We start from the raw sequence: 13197 nt of genomic DNA on the forward strand, positions 1-13197 counted from the left end.
AAGTAAAGGCATGACGCGGTGCCGGAATGTCACCGCACAGGCTGGCACCGAAGCAAGTTATGCGCCATTCACTGTTTTTTGATGGTGGCGCGGATGGAATCCCATTCGGTCACGTAGGCGGTTTTGGTCTTCTTGTTGTAGAGGCACAATTCGGTGCCCGGCGCGCCTTTCATGTGCTTTTGCGGGTACTGGCCTTGCAGCAGGAGCGCGGTGTAGTCGACGCGGTCGTCGAATTGCGCCGGCTTGCCGACAGGTTTGACGTTTTTCAGGCCGCTGGCCTTGGTGCAGCTGGCGATCACGGCTTTGTCGTAAGCGGCCCAGGCGTCAGGGCTGGAGGCGTGGGCCTGGGTGGCGAGGGCGGTGAGGCAGAGGAAGGTCAGGGTTGCGGCTTTCATGGGGCAGGCATCCTTTTCGTCGAGTTGGCCGAGGGGGAGTATGCCTGATGGTTTTGGGTGGGATGTGTCGGCCCCTTCGCGAGCAAGCCCGCTCCCACATTCGACCGAGTCATGTCTGGGGAATGCGATCGATGTGGGAGCGGGCTTGCTCGCGAAAGCGGTGTATCAGGCTGGAACAGGTTCCCGGCGGACCACATACATCCCGGCGCTTTCATACAAGCGCTGCGCCCGTACGTTGTCTTCCAGCACCTTGAGGTCCACAAACCCTTCGCGGCGCTCCTGAAACACCTTGAACGCATGCAGCAGTAACGCCCGGCCCAGTCCAGTCCGCTGGGCTCGCGGATGCACCACCAGATTCTTGATGTAGGCGCTGGTCCAGCACTGGCAGACGCCGACAATGCCGTCGGCGTCGAGTGCGATGAAGCACAGGCTCGGATCGTATTCCGGGTCGGTCTCGAAGCGTTGTTGCCAGACGTCCAGCGTCGGCACACGACCGCCGCCTTCGCGATAACCGAGTTCCATCAGTTGGTGCACGGCTTCGGCTAGTTCGGGGTGGTATTGGCGTCGTTCAATGCCGGTTGGCCAGGCGATGGCGGGCACCGCCTCGACGAGGTTGCGCCGCAGCAGAAAGCAAAACCTGTCGGCCAACTCAGTGACCTTGCTCGGCGACAGCCTTGGCCGCCTCGATCAAGCACTTGGTCAGTTCCGGCGAGGAGAACTTGGTCAGCACGGCGTTGGCCCCGGCCAGTCGCGCCTTTTCGCTGTTCATCGCGCTATCGAGCGAGGTGTGCAGCAACACGTACAGGTGCGAGAAGTCCGGTGTTTCGCGCAGGGTGCGGGTGAAGGCGTAGCCGTCCATTTCCGACATCTCGATGTCCGAGACGATCAGGTTGATCTGCTGCGCCGTGCCTTGCAGGTCCAGCAGGCAGTCGATGGCGTCCTTGGCGCTGCGGGCGGTGTGGCATTGCAGGCCGAGGTTGCGCAGGGTGTGCACCGATTGTTGCAATGCGACCTGGCTGTCATCGACCACCAGAATCCGCGCGTTGCCCAGCACTTCGGCGTCTTCCATGCTCAATTCGGTCGGCGCCGTTTCGATCTGCGCCGGGGCGATGCCGTGGATGACCTTTTCGATGTCCAGCACTTGCACCAGGGTGCCGTCGACCGAGGTCACACCGGTGATGTACGAACGCACACCGCCGGAGCCGAAGGGCGGCGGGCGGATGTCGGTGGTCAGGCAATGGACGATCTTGCTCACCGCTTGCACATGCAGGCCCTGCTTGGAGCGGCTGACGTCAGTGACGATCAGGCAGCCACCGTTCGGGTCTTCCAGCGGCCGTTCGCCAATCGCCCGGCTCAGGTCGATCACCGACAACGAGGCACCGCGCAGGGTGGCGATGCCTTTCACGTGAGGGTGCGACTCGGGCAGCTTGGTCAGCGGCGGGCAGGGGATGATTTCACTGACTTTCAGCAGGTTGATCGCCATCAGCTTGCCGCTGCGCAAGGTAAACAGCAGAAGCGAAAGTGAGTCTGCGCGGGCTTTGGTGATGGACATAAAAACCTTCTGTCGAAAAAGGTGATGGGCGTTGGTGAAGCCGCCCAAAGCTACTAATGCCGGGTTATCGACTTGTTGGGGGCAGGCTTTAGCACTTTGGCTGAATGCCAGGGCCCCTTCGCGAGCAAGCCCGCTCCCACAGGGGATTGCCAGTGTTCAAAAATCCCCTGTGGCCAGGCGGCTTGCCTGGGGCAAGGGTGGTTGCCGGTGGTCAGGGGACTTGCCTGTGGCTGGAGGGCTTGCCTGTGGTCAGGGGCCTTGCCTGTGGGGAGGGGCCTTGCCTGTGGCGAGGGGGCTTGCCCCCGTTCGACTGCGCAGCAGTCGCAAACCCGCAGACATGCAACACCTGACACAACGCCTCGCTGATTCGCTATTTCATGCCCAGGCGTTTGGCCATCCGCCCAAGATTCGCCCGATCCAGCCCTAACTCACGCGCCGCACTCGCCCAGTTGTTGTGATGCCGCTCAAGGCAGTCGTTGATCAGTCGACGCTGATAATCCTCGGTCGCCGCCCGCAAGTCACCCGCGACTAAAGCCACAGGACTGAGGGTCGGTTGTTCGACAGGCACTTCAACACTGCCATGGGGCAAGTCCAGATCCGCCGCGCCCAGGCTGAGAATCTTCGGCCGTTCCTTGCAGTTACCCAGCGCTTTCAACGCGCTGCGCCCAATCAAATGCTCCAGCTCCCGCACATTTCCCGGCCAGCCATACGCCAATAACGCCGCCTGCGCGTCGCTGTTCAGGCGCAAGCTGTTCAGGCCCATGCGCGAGCGATTCTGTTCCAGAAAATATCCGCTGAGCAGCAACACATCCCGCCCGCGATCGCGCAGCGCCGGCACCAGCAGCGGGTAAACGCTCAGCCGATGGTAGAAGTCGGCACGGTAGCGCCCGCTGCGCACTTCCTCGGCGAGGTCGCGGTTGGTCGCCGCGATCAGACGCACATCGACCTGATGCTCTTTATCCGAGCCCAGGCGCTGCAACTGCCCGCTTTGCAGGACGCGCAGCAACTTGGCTTGCACGGTCAGCGACAGTTCGCCGACTTCATCGAGAAACAACGTGCCGCCGTTCGCCAGTTCGAACTTGCCGCGCCGATCATTCGTCGCTCCGGTGAAGGCGCCGCGCACGTGGCCAAACAGTTCGCTTTCCACCAGGGTGTCCGGCAGCGCGGCGCAGTTGAGGCTGATGATCGGTTTGTCGGCCCGGGGCGACGCGGCGTGAATCGCTTGCGCCACCAGTTCCTTGCCGACCCCGGTCTCGCCGGTGATCAACACCGTCAGGTCGCTGCCGCCGACCAGGCTGATCTCCTCCACCAAGCGTTTATGCGCTTTGCTCTGGCCGATCATTTCACGGTTCTGCTGACCGCTGGCCTGACGGTAGACCTCGGCGCGCTGGTGTTCGTCTTCGGCGCGGTTGGACAGACGCTGGATGCGTTCGGCGGCGTTGACCGTGGCGGCGGCGAGGCTGGCGAAGGCTTGCAACGCGTCCAGTTCGATCGGTTCAAATTGTTCGGGGTCGAGGGCGTCGAGGGTCAGCAGGCCCCACGGGCGTTCGTCGATGAACAGCGGGCAGCCCATGCAATCGTGGACTTCCAGGTGTTCGTCGAGGCCATCGACCAAGCCGTCGTAGGGGTCCGGCAAGTCGCTGTCGGCGGCGAAGCGAGTCGGGCCGGGGCTGCTGAGCAACGCTGCGAAGCGCGGGTGTTCGCTGACTTTGAAGCGCCGGCCGAGGGTGTCGGTGCTCAAGCCGTCCACGGCCAGCGGCACCAGCCATTCGCCGTCGAGGCGCAGCAGGGCGGCAGCGTCGCAGGGAAGCAGGGCGCGCATGGCTTCGAGCAGGCGGCGATAACGCTCGCCTTCCGGCAGTTCGCGGGAGAGGTCGGAGACCAGTGGCAGTAACGTTGTAAGCAAAGTTTTTGCAGTCATAGTGACTCCGTGTAGTCGGTATGACTATAAGCCGATCTGTGTCTAAATGACTAACACGTTTATAAGATGTTGATTTTAAACGTTTAAATACTTGGCACAAAAGCTGATATGCCTAGGGTAATCACTTAGTAATCCAAGTAGCCCAGGAGTCACCTTATGCTTAGCGCTCAAGACCGTGCAATCGTCAAATCCACCGTGCCGCTGTTGGAGAGCGGTGGTGAAGCGTTGATCACGCATTTCTACCGCATGTTGCTCTCCGAATACCCGGAAGTGCGCCCGTTGTTCAACCAGGCCCACCAGGTCAGCGGTGACCAGCCGCGCGCACTGGCCAACGGCGTGTTGATGTATGCGCGGCACATCGACCAGCTCGACCAGTTGGGCGACCTGGTGGCCAAGATCATCAACAAGCACGTGGCCCTGCAAATCTTGCCTGAGCACTACCCGATTGTCGGCACCTGCCTGCTGCGCGCGATCTCCGAAGTGCTGGGCGACGAAATCGCCACGCCTGAGGTGATGAGCGCCTGGGGCGCGGCGTACGGTCAATTGGCGGATATTCTGATCGGCGCCGAAACCAGCATCTACGACCAGAAGGAGCAGGCGATTGGCGGCTGGCGCGGGGCGCGGGAATTCATCGTCGCGGCCAAGGTCGAGGAAAGCGCGGAAATTACCTCGTTCTATTTCGCACCGGCCGACGACGGCGAGATTCTGGCGGCTGAACCGGGCCAGTACATCGGCATGAGCCTGTTCCTCGACGGCGAGGAGATTCGTCGCAACTATTCGCTGTCGGCGCTGGCGAACAAAGGTCAGTACCGCATCAGTGTCAAACGTGAAAACGGCGGCCGCGCGTCCAATCACCTGCACGACCAGCTGCATGTGGGTTCCAGCATTCAGCTGTTCCCGCCATCGGGCGAGTTCACCCTGACGCACAGCGACAAACCCCTGGTGTTGATCAGTGGCGGCGTCGGGATCACCCCGACGCTGGCGATGCTCGAAGCGGCGTTGACGACCGAGCGGCCGGTGCACTTTATTCATTGCGCGCGCAACGGCAGTGTTCATGCGTTCCGTGACTGGATTGACGGGTTGGCGGCGCGTCACCCGCAGTTGAAGCACTTCTACTGCTACGACGAAGACGATGGCGTCAGCCCGCCGGCGCACAAGATTGGATTGTTGAGCCAGGAACAGCTGCACGAATGGCTGCCTGAGCAGCGCGACCTGGATGCTTACTTCCTTGGGCCCAAAGGGTTCATGGGGGCGGTCAAGCGCCACCTCAGGGCCTTGGGTGTACCGGAGAAGCAGAGCCGGTATGAATTCTTCGGCCCTGCCTCGGCGCTGGAGTAACGGGTTGCGGTGACTCAGGTAAACCGAGTCGCTGCCTTCGCGAGCAAGCCCGCTCCCACATTCAATCGCGTTCAGTCAGAGGAACGCGGTCGAGTGTGGGAGCGGGCTTGCTCGCGAATGGCTTCACCAGATCTCAATTCTTGTAAAACATTCAAAAGTTAATCCCTTCTTAACCGGCCTGTCGTCTATTTCCCGACCTCTACCGGCGCTCGCCAGGCTCTCAACCAGCAAGGTCTGCGTGTAGACTTCCGGCAATCGACACTCAAAAGGGAAACGCGATGAGCGAGGAAACAATGCGGTTGGGCCGTGAGCGGCGCTATTTGGTGTTGCTGGGCATCATCTGCCTGGCGCTGATTGGCGGCGCGCTGTACATGCAAATTGTGCTGGGCGAGGCGCCATGCCCGCTGTGCATCCTGCAGCGTTATGCGCTGTTGCTGATCGCGCTGTTTGCTTTCATCGGCGCAGCGATGCGCACCCGTCGCAGCATCACGGTGTTTGAAACACTGGTAGTGATTTGCGCGCTGGCCGGCGTCGCGGTGGCCGGGCACCACGTTTACACCCAGTTCTACCCGGCGGTGAGTTGCGGCATCGATGTGCTGCAACCGATTGTCGACGGTTTGCCACTGGCGAAGATCTTCCCGCTGGGCTTCCAGGTTGACGGTTTCTGCTCGACGCCGTATCCGCCGATCCTTGGTTTGTCCTTGGCACAGTGGGCGTTGATCGCCTTTGTGCTGGTGGTGGTATTGGTGCCGTTACTGACGTCGCGCAACCGCAAAACCCTGCGCTGAGGTCATCTGCTGCTTCGCGGCATTACCGAAAAAGCAACGCCCCGGCCTCGATAAGAGGACCGGGGCGTTTTGCATTTCAGAGCCCAAGTGAAAAGACCGTGACGAGCGGCAAGGCAGGGTGTGACACGTGTGCGGCATGTTGTCACAGCGAGAGTGTCGCAAGTCATTTCAAGAGTGCTGATCGGTGCATAGCTACGCAACGAAATTGGTCTCTTCAGTCATCTTCCGATTTAAACGCCAACTGGCCTAATCAGGCAGTTTTAACAGCGGCTGGCGGATTGCCAGAGCCCTTGCTTCACAGGGGGTTGGGCATGATCAGGCGTAGGCCGAAACGGCCGAAAGCTGTCTGAACTGCGGCTGGTAGACCTACTATTTTTGGTGTTTTTGTTGAGAATGAATTTCGATAAGATGCCGCGCTTTTGCAAAAACCGTTAATGATTGTTGCTGGGACGGATAAAAATTATTTCGGGATGAGACATGGTTTATGAATCGTTACATATCTACAATCGCCCGCACTGAATTCCCGGCACTGCTCACCCTTACTCAGGTTCACGAGCGGTAATCGGATGTCGAGAAGCCCGATGGCTTCATGCGACTCCCTGGTGTCGGTGCCTTCCAACTATCCGCACCAAATGGAATTGGTCTGTAACAAGGCCTTTGACCACGAATTCGAATAAGAACTTACCGCTGGCCCAGGATTTGTCGAGCGTCTGACGCGCGACGGGCAGCCCTTATTCAATCCAAGAAAAATGCCAACCCTTGGCAGGGTGAAGTGTTGGCGATCAAAACCCAACTGCATTGCGCAAGCTGCTTTAGAGGTCGTGAGATGAGTAAAAACAGGTACCCCAGATTACTAGGCTTATTGCCGCTGCTCGGCACGTTGTTGCTGGGAGGCTGCAACATGACCTTGCTTGATCCCACGGGCCAGGTGGGCCTGGATGAACGAAACCTGATCATCACCGCAACGCTGCTGATGCTGTTGGTCGTCGTGCCGGTCATCGTCATGACCTTCCTGTTCGCGTGGAAATATCGCGCGTCCAACACGAGCGCCACCTACACGCCGAAGTGGTCCCACTCCACCAAGATTGAAATCGCGGTGTGGACCATTCCGGTACTGATCATCATCGCCCTGGGTTACGTCACCTACGTGTCGACTCACGCGCTGGATCCGTATCGTCCGCTGGAATCCGACGTCAAGCCGATCACCATCGAAGTGGTCGCGATGGACTGGAAATGGCTGTTCATCTACCCGGAACAAGGCATCGCCACGGTCAACAAGATCGTGTTCCCGGCGAACACGCCCATCAATTTCAAAGTGACTTCCGACACCGTGATGAACTCGTTCTTCATCCCGGGTCTGGGCGGCCAGATCTACGCCATGGCCGGCATGCAAACCAAGCTGCACCTGATTGCCAACCGCAACGCTGAAATGGACGGGATCTCCGCCAACTACAGCGGCGCAGGTTTCACCGGCATGAAGTTCAAAGCTTATTCCACGTCGCAGGCGGATTTCGATGCCTGGGTCAGTGAAGTCAAGAAGGCACCTAAACAGCTTGAAAAAGCTGAATACGAAGCCCTCTCCAAACCAAGCCAGAACAATCCAGTAGAGCTCTACTCCTCGTTCACGCCGAACCTGTTCCAGACCATCCTCGACAAGTACGAAGGCATGAAACCGGGCAAGCCGATGCACCACGAGAAGAAAGAGCACGAAATGGCGGCCATGGAAGGTATGGACATGAGTTCGCATTCAGCTGCCGGGGCAGAGGAGTAAACGATGTTAGGTAAATTAAGCTGGGAAGCGATTCCGTTCCACGAGCCGATTGTGATGGTGACCATCGCCATGATCGCCCTCGGCGGGCTGGCGGTGTTCGCTGCAATCACCTACTTCAAGAAGTGGACGTACTTGTGGACCGAGTGGCTGACGTCGGTCGACCACAAGAAAATCGGCGTGATGTACATCATCGTGGCCATGGTCATGCTGCTGCGCGGTTTTGCCGACGCCATCATGATGCGTACCCAGTTGGCCATGGCCACCGAAGGTTCGCCTGGCTACCTGCCGCCTGAACACTATGACCAGATCTTCACCGCTCACGGTGTGATCATGATCATCTTCATGGCGATGCCATTCTTCACCGGCCTGATGAACCTTGCAGTGCCGCTGCAGATCGGCGCCCGTGACGTGGCCTATCCGTTCCTGAACTCCCTGAGCTTCTGGCTGCTGATGTCCGGCGTGGTGCTGGTCAACGTGTCCCTGGGTGTCGGCGAATTCGCCCGTACCGGTTGGGTGGCGTATCCACCGCTGTCGGAATTGGGCTACAGCCCTGGCGTGGGTGTCGACTACTACATCTGGGCGCTACAGCTATCGGGACTCGGGACGACGCTGACGGGGGTCAACTTCCTGGCCACCGTGCTGAAAATGCGTGCGCCGGGCATGAAACTGATGGACATGCCGATCTTCACCTGGACCTGCACCTGGGCCAACGTACTGATCGTCGCTTCCTTCCCGATTCTGACCGCGACCCTGGCGTTGCTGACGCTTGACCGTTACATGGATTTCCACATTTTCACCAATGAACTTGGTGGCAATCCGATGATGTACGTGAACATGTTCTGGGCCTGGGGTCACCCCGAGGTGTACATCCTGATTCTGCCGGCGTTCGGGATCTTCTCCGAAGTCATCTCGACCTTCTCCGGCAAGCGTCTGTTCGGCCACCACTCGATGGTCTACGCCAGCGGCGCGATCTCGATCCTGGGCTTCATGGTCTGGCTGCACCACTTCTTCACCATGGGTTCGGGTGCCAACGTCAACGCCTTCTTCGGTCTGGCGACGATGCTGATCTCGATTCCGACGGGGGTGAAGCTATTCAACTGGCTGTTCACCATTTACCAGGGCCGTCTGCGCATCACCAGCCAGGTGCTGTGGACTCTGGGCTTCATGGTGACCTTCGCGATCGGCGGCATGACCGGCGTACTGCTGGCCATTCCGGGTGCGGACTTCGTCCTGCACAACAGCCTGTTCGTGATCGCTCACTTCCACAACGTGATCATCGGCGGCGCGGTCTTCGGCTACATCGCAGGCTTCGGTTTCTACTTCCCTAAAGCGTTCGGCTTCAAGCTGCACGAAGGTTGGGGCAAGGCAGCGTTCTGGTTCTGGATCTCGGGCTTCTTCGTCGCGTTCATGCCGCTCTATGCACTGGGCTTCATGGGCATGACCCGTCGTCTGAACGCCACCACCAACCCTGAGTGGGTGCCTTACCTGTACGTCGCGATGTTCGGTGCGGTCATGATCGCCGTCGGTATTGCCTGCCAGTTGATCCAGCTCTACGTCAGCGTGCGTGATCGCAAGCTGCCAGAGAACATGTGCGAAGCCGGCGACCCGTGGAATGCCCACACGCTGGAATGGTCGACCTCGTCGCCACCGCCGTTCTACAACTTTGCGGTACTGCCGAAAGTCGACGGCATCGACCCGTTCACCGAAGCCAAGGAAAACGGCACTGCGTATCAGGCTCCGGCCAAGTACGAGCCGATCCACATGCCAAACAACACCGCGACCGGCCTGGTCATGGGTGCGCTGTTGACCGTGTTCGGTTTCGCGATGATCTGGCACATCTGGTGGCTGGCCATCTTCGGTCTGGTCGGTACGGTCGTGTACTTCGTGATTCACGCTGCCCGTGATGACCAGGGCTACATGGTGCCGGTCGATGTGATCGAGCGCATCGAAGCCGAGCAGCACAAACGTCTGGTAGCGGCCAAAGCAATTTCGGCCAACGCCACCCGTGTTGAAACCTCGTTGGAACAGGCTTAAACCATGTCGAACTTAGTGACCAATGCTGGACACACCCATGTCGATGAACATGGGCACGATGACCATCACCACGACTCGGGCGAGATGACCGTATTCGGTTTCTGGCTCTACCTGATGACCGACTGCATTCTGTTTGCGTCGATCTTCGCGGTGTACGCGGTACTGGTTAACAACGTAGCGGGTGGCCCGTCGGGCCACGACATCTTCGAGCTGCCTTACGTGCTGGGCGAAACCGCCTGCCTGTTGCTCAGCTCGATCACCTACGGCTTCGCCATGCTGGCGTTGTTCAAGGGCAACAAGAAAGCGGTGCTGGGCTGGTTGGCTGTTACCTTCCTGTTCGGCCTGGGCTTCATCGGCATGGAGATCAACGAGTTCCACATGCTGATCTCCGAAGGCTACGGCCCTAGCCGCAGCGGCTTCCTGTCCGGGTTCTTCACCCTGGTCGGCACCCACGGTCTGCACGTGACCAGCGGTCTGATCTGGATGGCGATCATGATGTATCAGGTCAATAAACACGGCCTGACATCCACCAACAAAACCCGTCTGAGCTGCCTGAGCCTGTTCTGGCACTTCCTGGACGTGGTGTGGATCTGCGTCTTCACCGTTGTTTACCTGATGGGGACTCTGTAATGGCTAACGCTCATTCCCACGATGGTCATGACGCCGGCCACGGCAGCGTCAAGTCCTACGCCATCGGCTTCATTCTGTCGGTTATCCTGACGATCATTCCGTTCGGCCTGGTGATGTACCCATCGCTGCCGAAAGTCTGGACGCTGTGGATCGTACTGGCCTTCGCAGTGATCCAGGTGCTGGTGCACCTGGTGTACTTCCTCCACCTGGACCGTTCGGCTGCCCAGCGTAACAACGTGATTGCGTTTGTGTTCGCTGCGATGGTGATCGTCCTGCTGGTTGGCTTGTCGCTGTGGATCATGTTCAGCATCCACACCGTCATGATGGCGCACTGAGGAAAGTCCGGATGTCCTTTAAGCACTTTATCCAAATCACCAAACCGGGGATCATTTTCGGTAACGTGCTTTCTGTGGCAGGCGGATTCTTCCTGGCCTCCAAAGGGCATGTCGATCTGGCCATCTTCCTGGCCGCCATGATCGGCACGTCCCTGGTCGTGGCCTCCGGTTGCGTGTTCAACAACTGCATCGACCGCGACATCGACCTGAAGATGGAACGCACCAAGAACCGGGTACTGGTCCAGGGCTTGATCTCCCTGAAACTGGCGCTGGTTTACGCGACTATCCTCGGTGTGGCCGGCGTTGCCTTGTTGTACAAGGTGGCAAACCCGTTGGCCGCGCTGTTCGCGGTGATCGGTTTTGTCATCTACGTCGGCTTCTACAGCCTGTACCTCAAGCGCAAGTCGGTTCACGGCACGCTGGTGGGCAGTCTGTCGGGCGCGATGCCGCCGGTGATCGGTTACGTTGCGGTCACCAACAGCTTCGACATGGCCGCACTGACGTTGCTGGTGATGTTCAGCCTGTGGCAGATGCCGCATTCCTACGCCATCGCGATCTTCCGCTTCAACGATTACCTGGCCGCATCGATTCCGGTGTTGCCGGTGAAGCGCGGGATTCAGGTCGCCAAGAAGCACATCCTGCTCTACATCCTGGCGTTCCTCGTGGCGACCTTGATGCTGACCTTCAGCGGCTACGCCGGCATGAGCTACCTCGCCGTCGCCGCGGCCATGGGCATGTACTGGTTGTACATGGCCTGGACCGGTTACAAGGCAGTGGATGACACGGTCTGGGCACGCAAGCTGTTTGTGTTCTCGATCTTCACCATTACCGCGTTGAGCGTGATGATGTCCCTGGACTTCAAAGTGCCGACCGAGCTGTTGCTGACGTACGCGCCTTAAGCGTCGGATGCCGTAAAAAAAGCCCCGCCTTCGAGAGAAGCGCGGGGCTTTTTGTTGGGCTCCTCATGACCCGCTGATCGGCGCCCCCCGAGCCTGTTGCGCTCTTGGTCGTCTCTCCTACTGCGGCGGTGCTGCGGTAACCCGTCTCATGAATTCGTCAAAAAGCGGTACCGTGAACGCGATGTGCGCATATTCGGGGCTGTAGATCATTCCTTTCTTGATCAAGCTGTCCCGCACCGGGCCTAGACTTGTTGCAGCTCGACCCAGGGCTGTCGCTACATCCGCCGAGCGTTGCGGCCCTTCGCCTAACTCAGCCAGACAACGCATGTAATCTCGCTCGGCAGGGGTCGTTCGGTCAAAGCGAACCCGAAAAAATGACTCGTCGAGCTTTCGAATGCTCTCTGCGGTGGCGGTACGAGCATCCTGTTCAGTGATGGTTTTTCCTTCGGCTATATTCCATGCGGTGTATCCCCATTCCTGAAGAAAATAGGGATATCCATGTGTTTTGTTGTAGATCTCCCTTAATGCTTCTTCTGATATTGCTGCGCCTTCGTCTTCCACCGGATCGCGAATCGCCTTCCAGGCATCAACCTCTAACAGAGCGCCTAGACGGGGGAATTCAAATAGCCGCTCAGCGTAGCTTTTGGCATCACCTGCTTGTCCAGCTAACTGCGGCAGACCCGCGCCAAAAAGAATCAACGGCAAGCCAGCCTGGTTGATGGCGTGCATGCCACGAATCAGGGCGCCCAATTCGTCTTTGGAAAGGTACTGCAATTCATCGATCAGAATGGCTACAGGTTTGCCTGCGTCTCTGGCAGCCTCGCCAGTTGCGATGAGGACATCTCGCAAATCATCTTCAAGGTTTCCGCTGTCCGCATAACCTGCTTCAGAATCACCTCCCAACGTAACCTCGGCACCTCCTGCGGCAATGGTGATATTGCCGATAAAGCTGCGCAGAACTCGGATACCTTTTTTTACCGTCTCCACAGTGTTTTGCATTCGGTCCAAGCGCAGTAGTAAACGACGCAGCACGGGAATCAGCAGCTGCTTGAGCTCTGAACCATCGTGGGCTTCCTGCATTTCGGCGAGGTAGTCCAGGCTCACCGCGCGCTCCTTGATTTGATTCAAAAGCACCGTCTTCCCAACCCCGCGCAATCCCAAAATCATCAGGGATTTCGCATGCCTGCCACGCTTGGTGCGTTCCAGTGCTGTTTCAGCACTTTCCAGCACCTCGGAGCGTCCCGCCAGCTCTGGCGGTGACACACCAGCGCCAGGGCTGAACGGGTTAATGTTTTTATCCACGTCTTGAACTCATAGGAAGTTATATATAGTTATAGTGATAATCTTGTATAACTGGCTAGAAACCTCAAAGGCAGGCGGCTGAAGCCTGGCCTACGCTTTTGGCTCTGCATGAAAAGCCCGACGTTTCGGGATAGATGATCTGGGGCGTGCGGCGACGACTGAAGTTAGCGTGCGGCGTTTGGGAGCCGCAATCGTAGCGATCTGGTGGCTGGGAATGGCATGCCGCCAGCAA

The 13197-nt window shown here is 58.7% G+C and carries 12 protein-coding genes; 7 read left to right on the plus strand and 5 right to left on the minus strand.

What is annotated here, in order from left to right:
- Positions 1-68: 68 nt before the first annotated feature.
- The 4 genes from ACQKP4_RS02300 to norR all read right to left on the minus strand — a co-directional run bounded on the left by ACQKP4_RS02300 (position 69) and on the right by norR (position 3868).
- On the minus strand, positions 69-395 hold the full coding sequence (locus tag ACQKP4_RS02300; protein WP_427630024.1) for a hypothetical protein: 327 nt from the start codon (positions 393-395) through the stop codon (positions 69-71).
- A gap of 165 nt (positions 396-560) precedes the next feature.
- Entirely contained in the window at positions 561-1019 is a 459-nt protein-coding gene (locus ACQKP4_RS02305) for a GNAT family N-acetyltransferase (RefSeq protein WP_427630192.1), read from the minus strand.
- A 25-nt stretch (positions 1020-1044) separates the two neighbouring features.
- Positions 1045-1947: a chemotaxis protein CheV gene (locus ACQKP4_RS02310; protein ID WP_427630026.1), complete on the minus strand. Its 903-nt coding sequence runs from the start codon at positions 1945-1947 to the stop codon at positions 1045-1047.
- A 370-nt stretch (positions 1948-2317) separates the two neighbouring features.
- Positions 2318-3868 (minus strand): nitric oxide reductase transcriptional regulator NorR, encoded by a 1551-nt coding sequence (gene norR, locus ACQKP4_RS02315; protein WP_427630028.1) that lies wholly within the window; start codon positions 3866-3868, stop codon positions 2318-2320.
- Positions 3869-4024: 156 nt separating this feature from the next.
- On the opposite strand from norR, the gene hmpA reads away from it, so the two are divergent.
- The 7 genes from hmpA to cyoE all read left to right on the plus strand — a co-directional run bounded on the left by hmpA (position 4025) and on the right by cyoE (position 11663).
- A complete protein-coding gene (gene hmpA / locus ACQKP4_RS02320; protein WP_427630030.1) occupies positions 4025-5206 on the plus strand; it encodes an NO-inducible flavohemoprotein in 1182 nt (393 codons plus the stop codon).
- Between the two features lie 278 nt (positions 5207-5484).
- The gene (locus ACQKP4_RS02325; RefSeq protein WP_427630032.1) at positions 5485-5994 is read left to right on the plus strand and encodes a disulfide bond formation protein B; all 510 of its coding nucleotides are present in this window, start codon (positions 5485-5487) and stop codon (positions 5992-5994) included.
- A gap of 826 nt (positions 5995-6820) precedes the next feature.
- Positions 6821-7765 carry a ubiquinol oxidase subunit II gene (gene cyoA, locus ACQKP4_RS02330; protein ID WP_427630034.1) on the plus strand — a complete coding sequence of 315 codons (945 nt, stop codon included), beginning with the start codon at positions 6821-6823 and terminating at the stop codon, positions 7763-7765.
- 3 nt (positions 7766-7768) lie between these two features.
- Positions 7769-9799: a cytochrome o ubiquinol oxidase subunit I gene (gene cyoB / locus ACQKP4_RS02335; RefSeq protein ID WP_427630036.1), complete on the plus strand. Its 2031-nt coding sequence runs from the start codon at positions 7769-7771 to the stop codon at positions 9797-9799.
- A gap of 3 nt (positions 9800-9802) precedes the next feature.
- Positions 9803-10429, plus strand: a complete 627-nt coding sequence (locus tag ACQKP4_RS02340; RefSeq protein WP_427630038.1) for a cytochrome o ubiquinol oxidase subunit III — start codon at positions 9803-9805, stop codon at positions 10427-10429.
- A complete protein-coding gene (gene cyoD, locus ACQKP4_RS02345; protein ID WP_427630039.1) occupies positions 10429-10764 on the plus strand; it encodes a cytochrome o ubiquinol oxidase subunit IV in 336 nt (111 codons plus the stop codon). The genes ACQKP4_RS02340 and cyoD overlap by 1 nt, the downstream gene beginning before the upstream one ends.
- 11 nt (positions 10765-10775) lie before the next feature.
- Entirely contained in the window at positions 10776-11663 is an 888-nt protein-coding gene (gene cyoE, locus ACQKP4_RS02350) for a heme o synthase (protein WP_427630041.1), read from the plus strand.
- Between the two features lie 117 nt (positions 11664-11780).
- Here cyoE and ACQKP4_RS02355 read toward each other — a convergent pair whose 3' ends face one another.
- Positions 11781-12965: an ATP-binding protein gene (locus ACQKP4_RS02355; RefSeq protein ID WP_427630043.1), complete on the minus strand. Its 1185-nt coding sequence runs from the start codon at positions 12963-12965 to the stop codon at positions 11781-11783.
- Between the last annotated feature and the right edge of the window lie 232 nt (positions 12966-13197).

Source organism: Pseudomonas sp. NPDC086278, from assembly GCF_050280905.1.
Lineage (GTDB): Bacteria > Pseudomonadota > Gammaproteobacteria > Pseudomonadales > Pseudomonadaceae > Aquipseudomonas.

Coding starts and splice junctions, on each gene's coding strand:
- ACQKP4_RS02300 (WP_427630024.1), bottom strand. CDS start 395: ATGAAAGCCGCAACCCTGACCTTCCTCTGCCTCACCGCCCTCGCCACC.
- ACQKP4_RS02310 (WP_427630026.1), bottom strand. CDS start 1,947: ATGTCCATCACCAAAGCCCGCGCAGACTCACTTTCGCTTCTGCTGTTT.
- norR (WP_427630028.1), bottom strand. CDS start 3,868: ATGACTGCAAAAACTTTGCTTACAACGTTACTGCCACTGGTCTCCGAC.
- hmpA (WP_427630030.1), top strand. CDS start 4,025: ATGCTTAGCGCTCAAGACCGTGCAATCGTCAAATCCACCGTGCCGCTG.
- ACQKP4_RS02325 (WP_427630032.1), top strand. CDS start 5,485: ATGAGCGAGGAAACAATGCGGTTGGGCCGTGAGCGGCGCTATTTGGTG.
- cyoA (WP_427630034.1), top strand. CDS start 6,821: ATGAGTAAAAACAGGTACCCCAGATTACTAGGCTTATTGCCGCTGCTC.
- cyoB (WP_427630036.1), top strand. CDS start 7,769: ATGTTAGGTAAATTAAGCTGGGAAGCGATTCCGTTCCACGAGCCGATT.
- ACQKP4_RS02340 (WP_427630038.1), top strand. CDS start 9,803: ATGTCGAACTTAGTGACCAATGCTGGACACACCCATGTCGATGAACAT.
- cyoD (WP_427630039.1), top strand. CDS start 10,429: ATGGCTAACGCTCATTCCCACGATGGTCATGACGCCGGCCACGGCAGC.
- cyoE (WP_427630041.1), top strand. CDS start 10,776: ATGTCCTTTAAGCACTTTATCCAAATCACCAAACCGGGGATCATTTTC.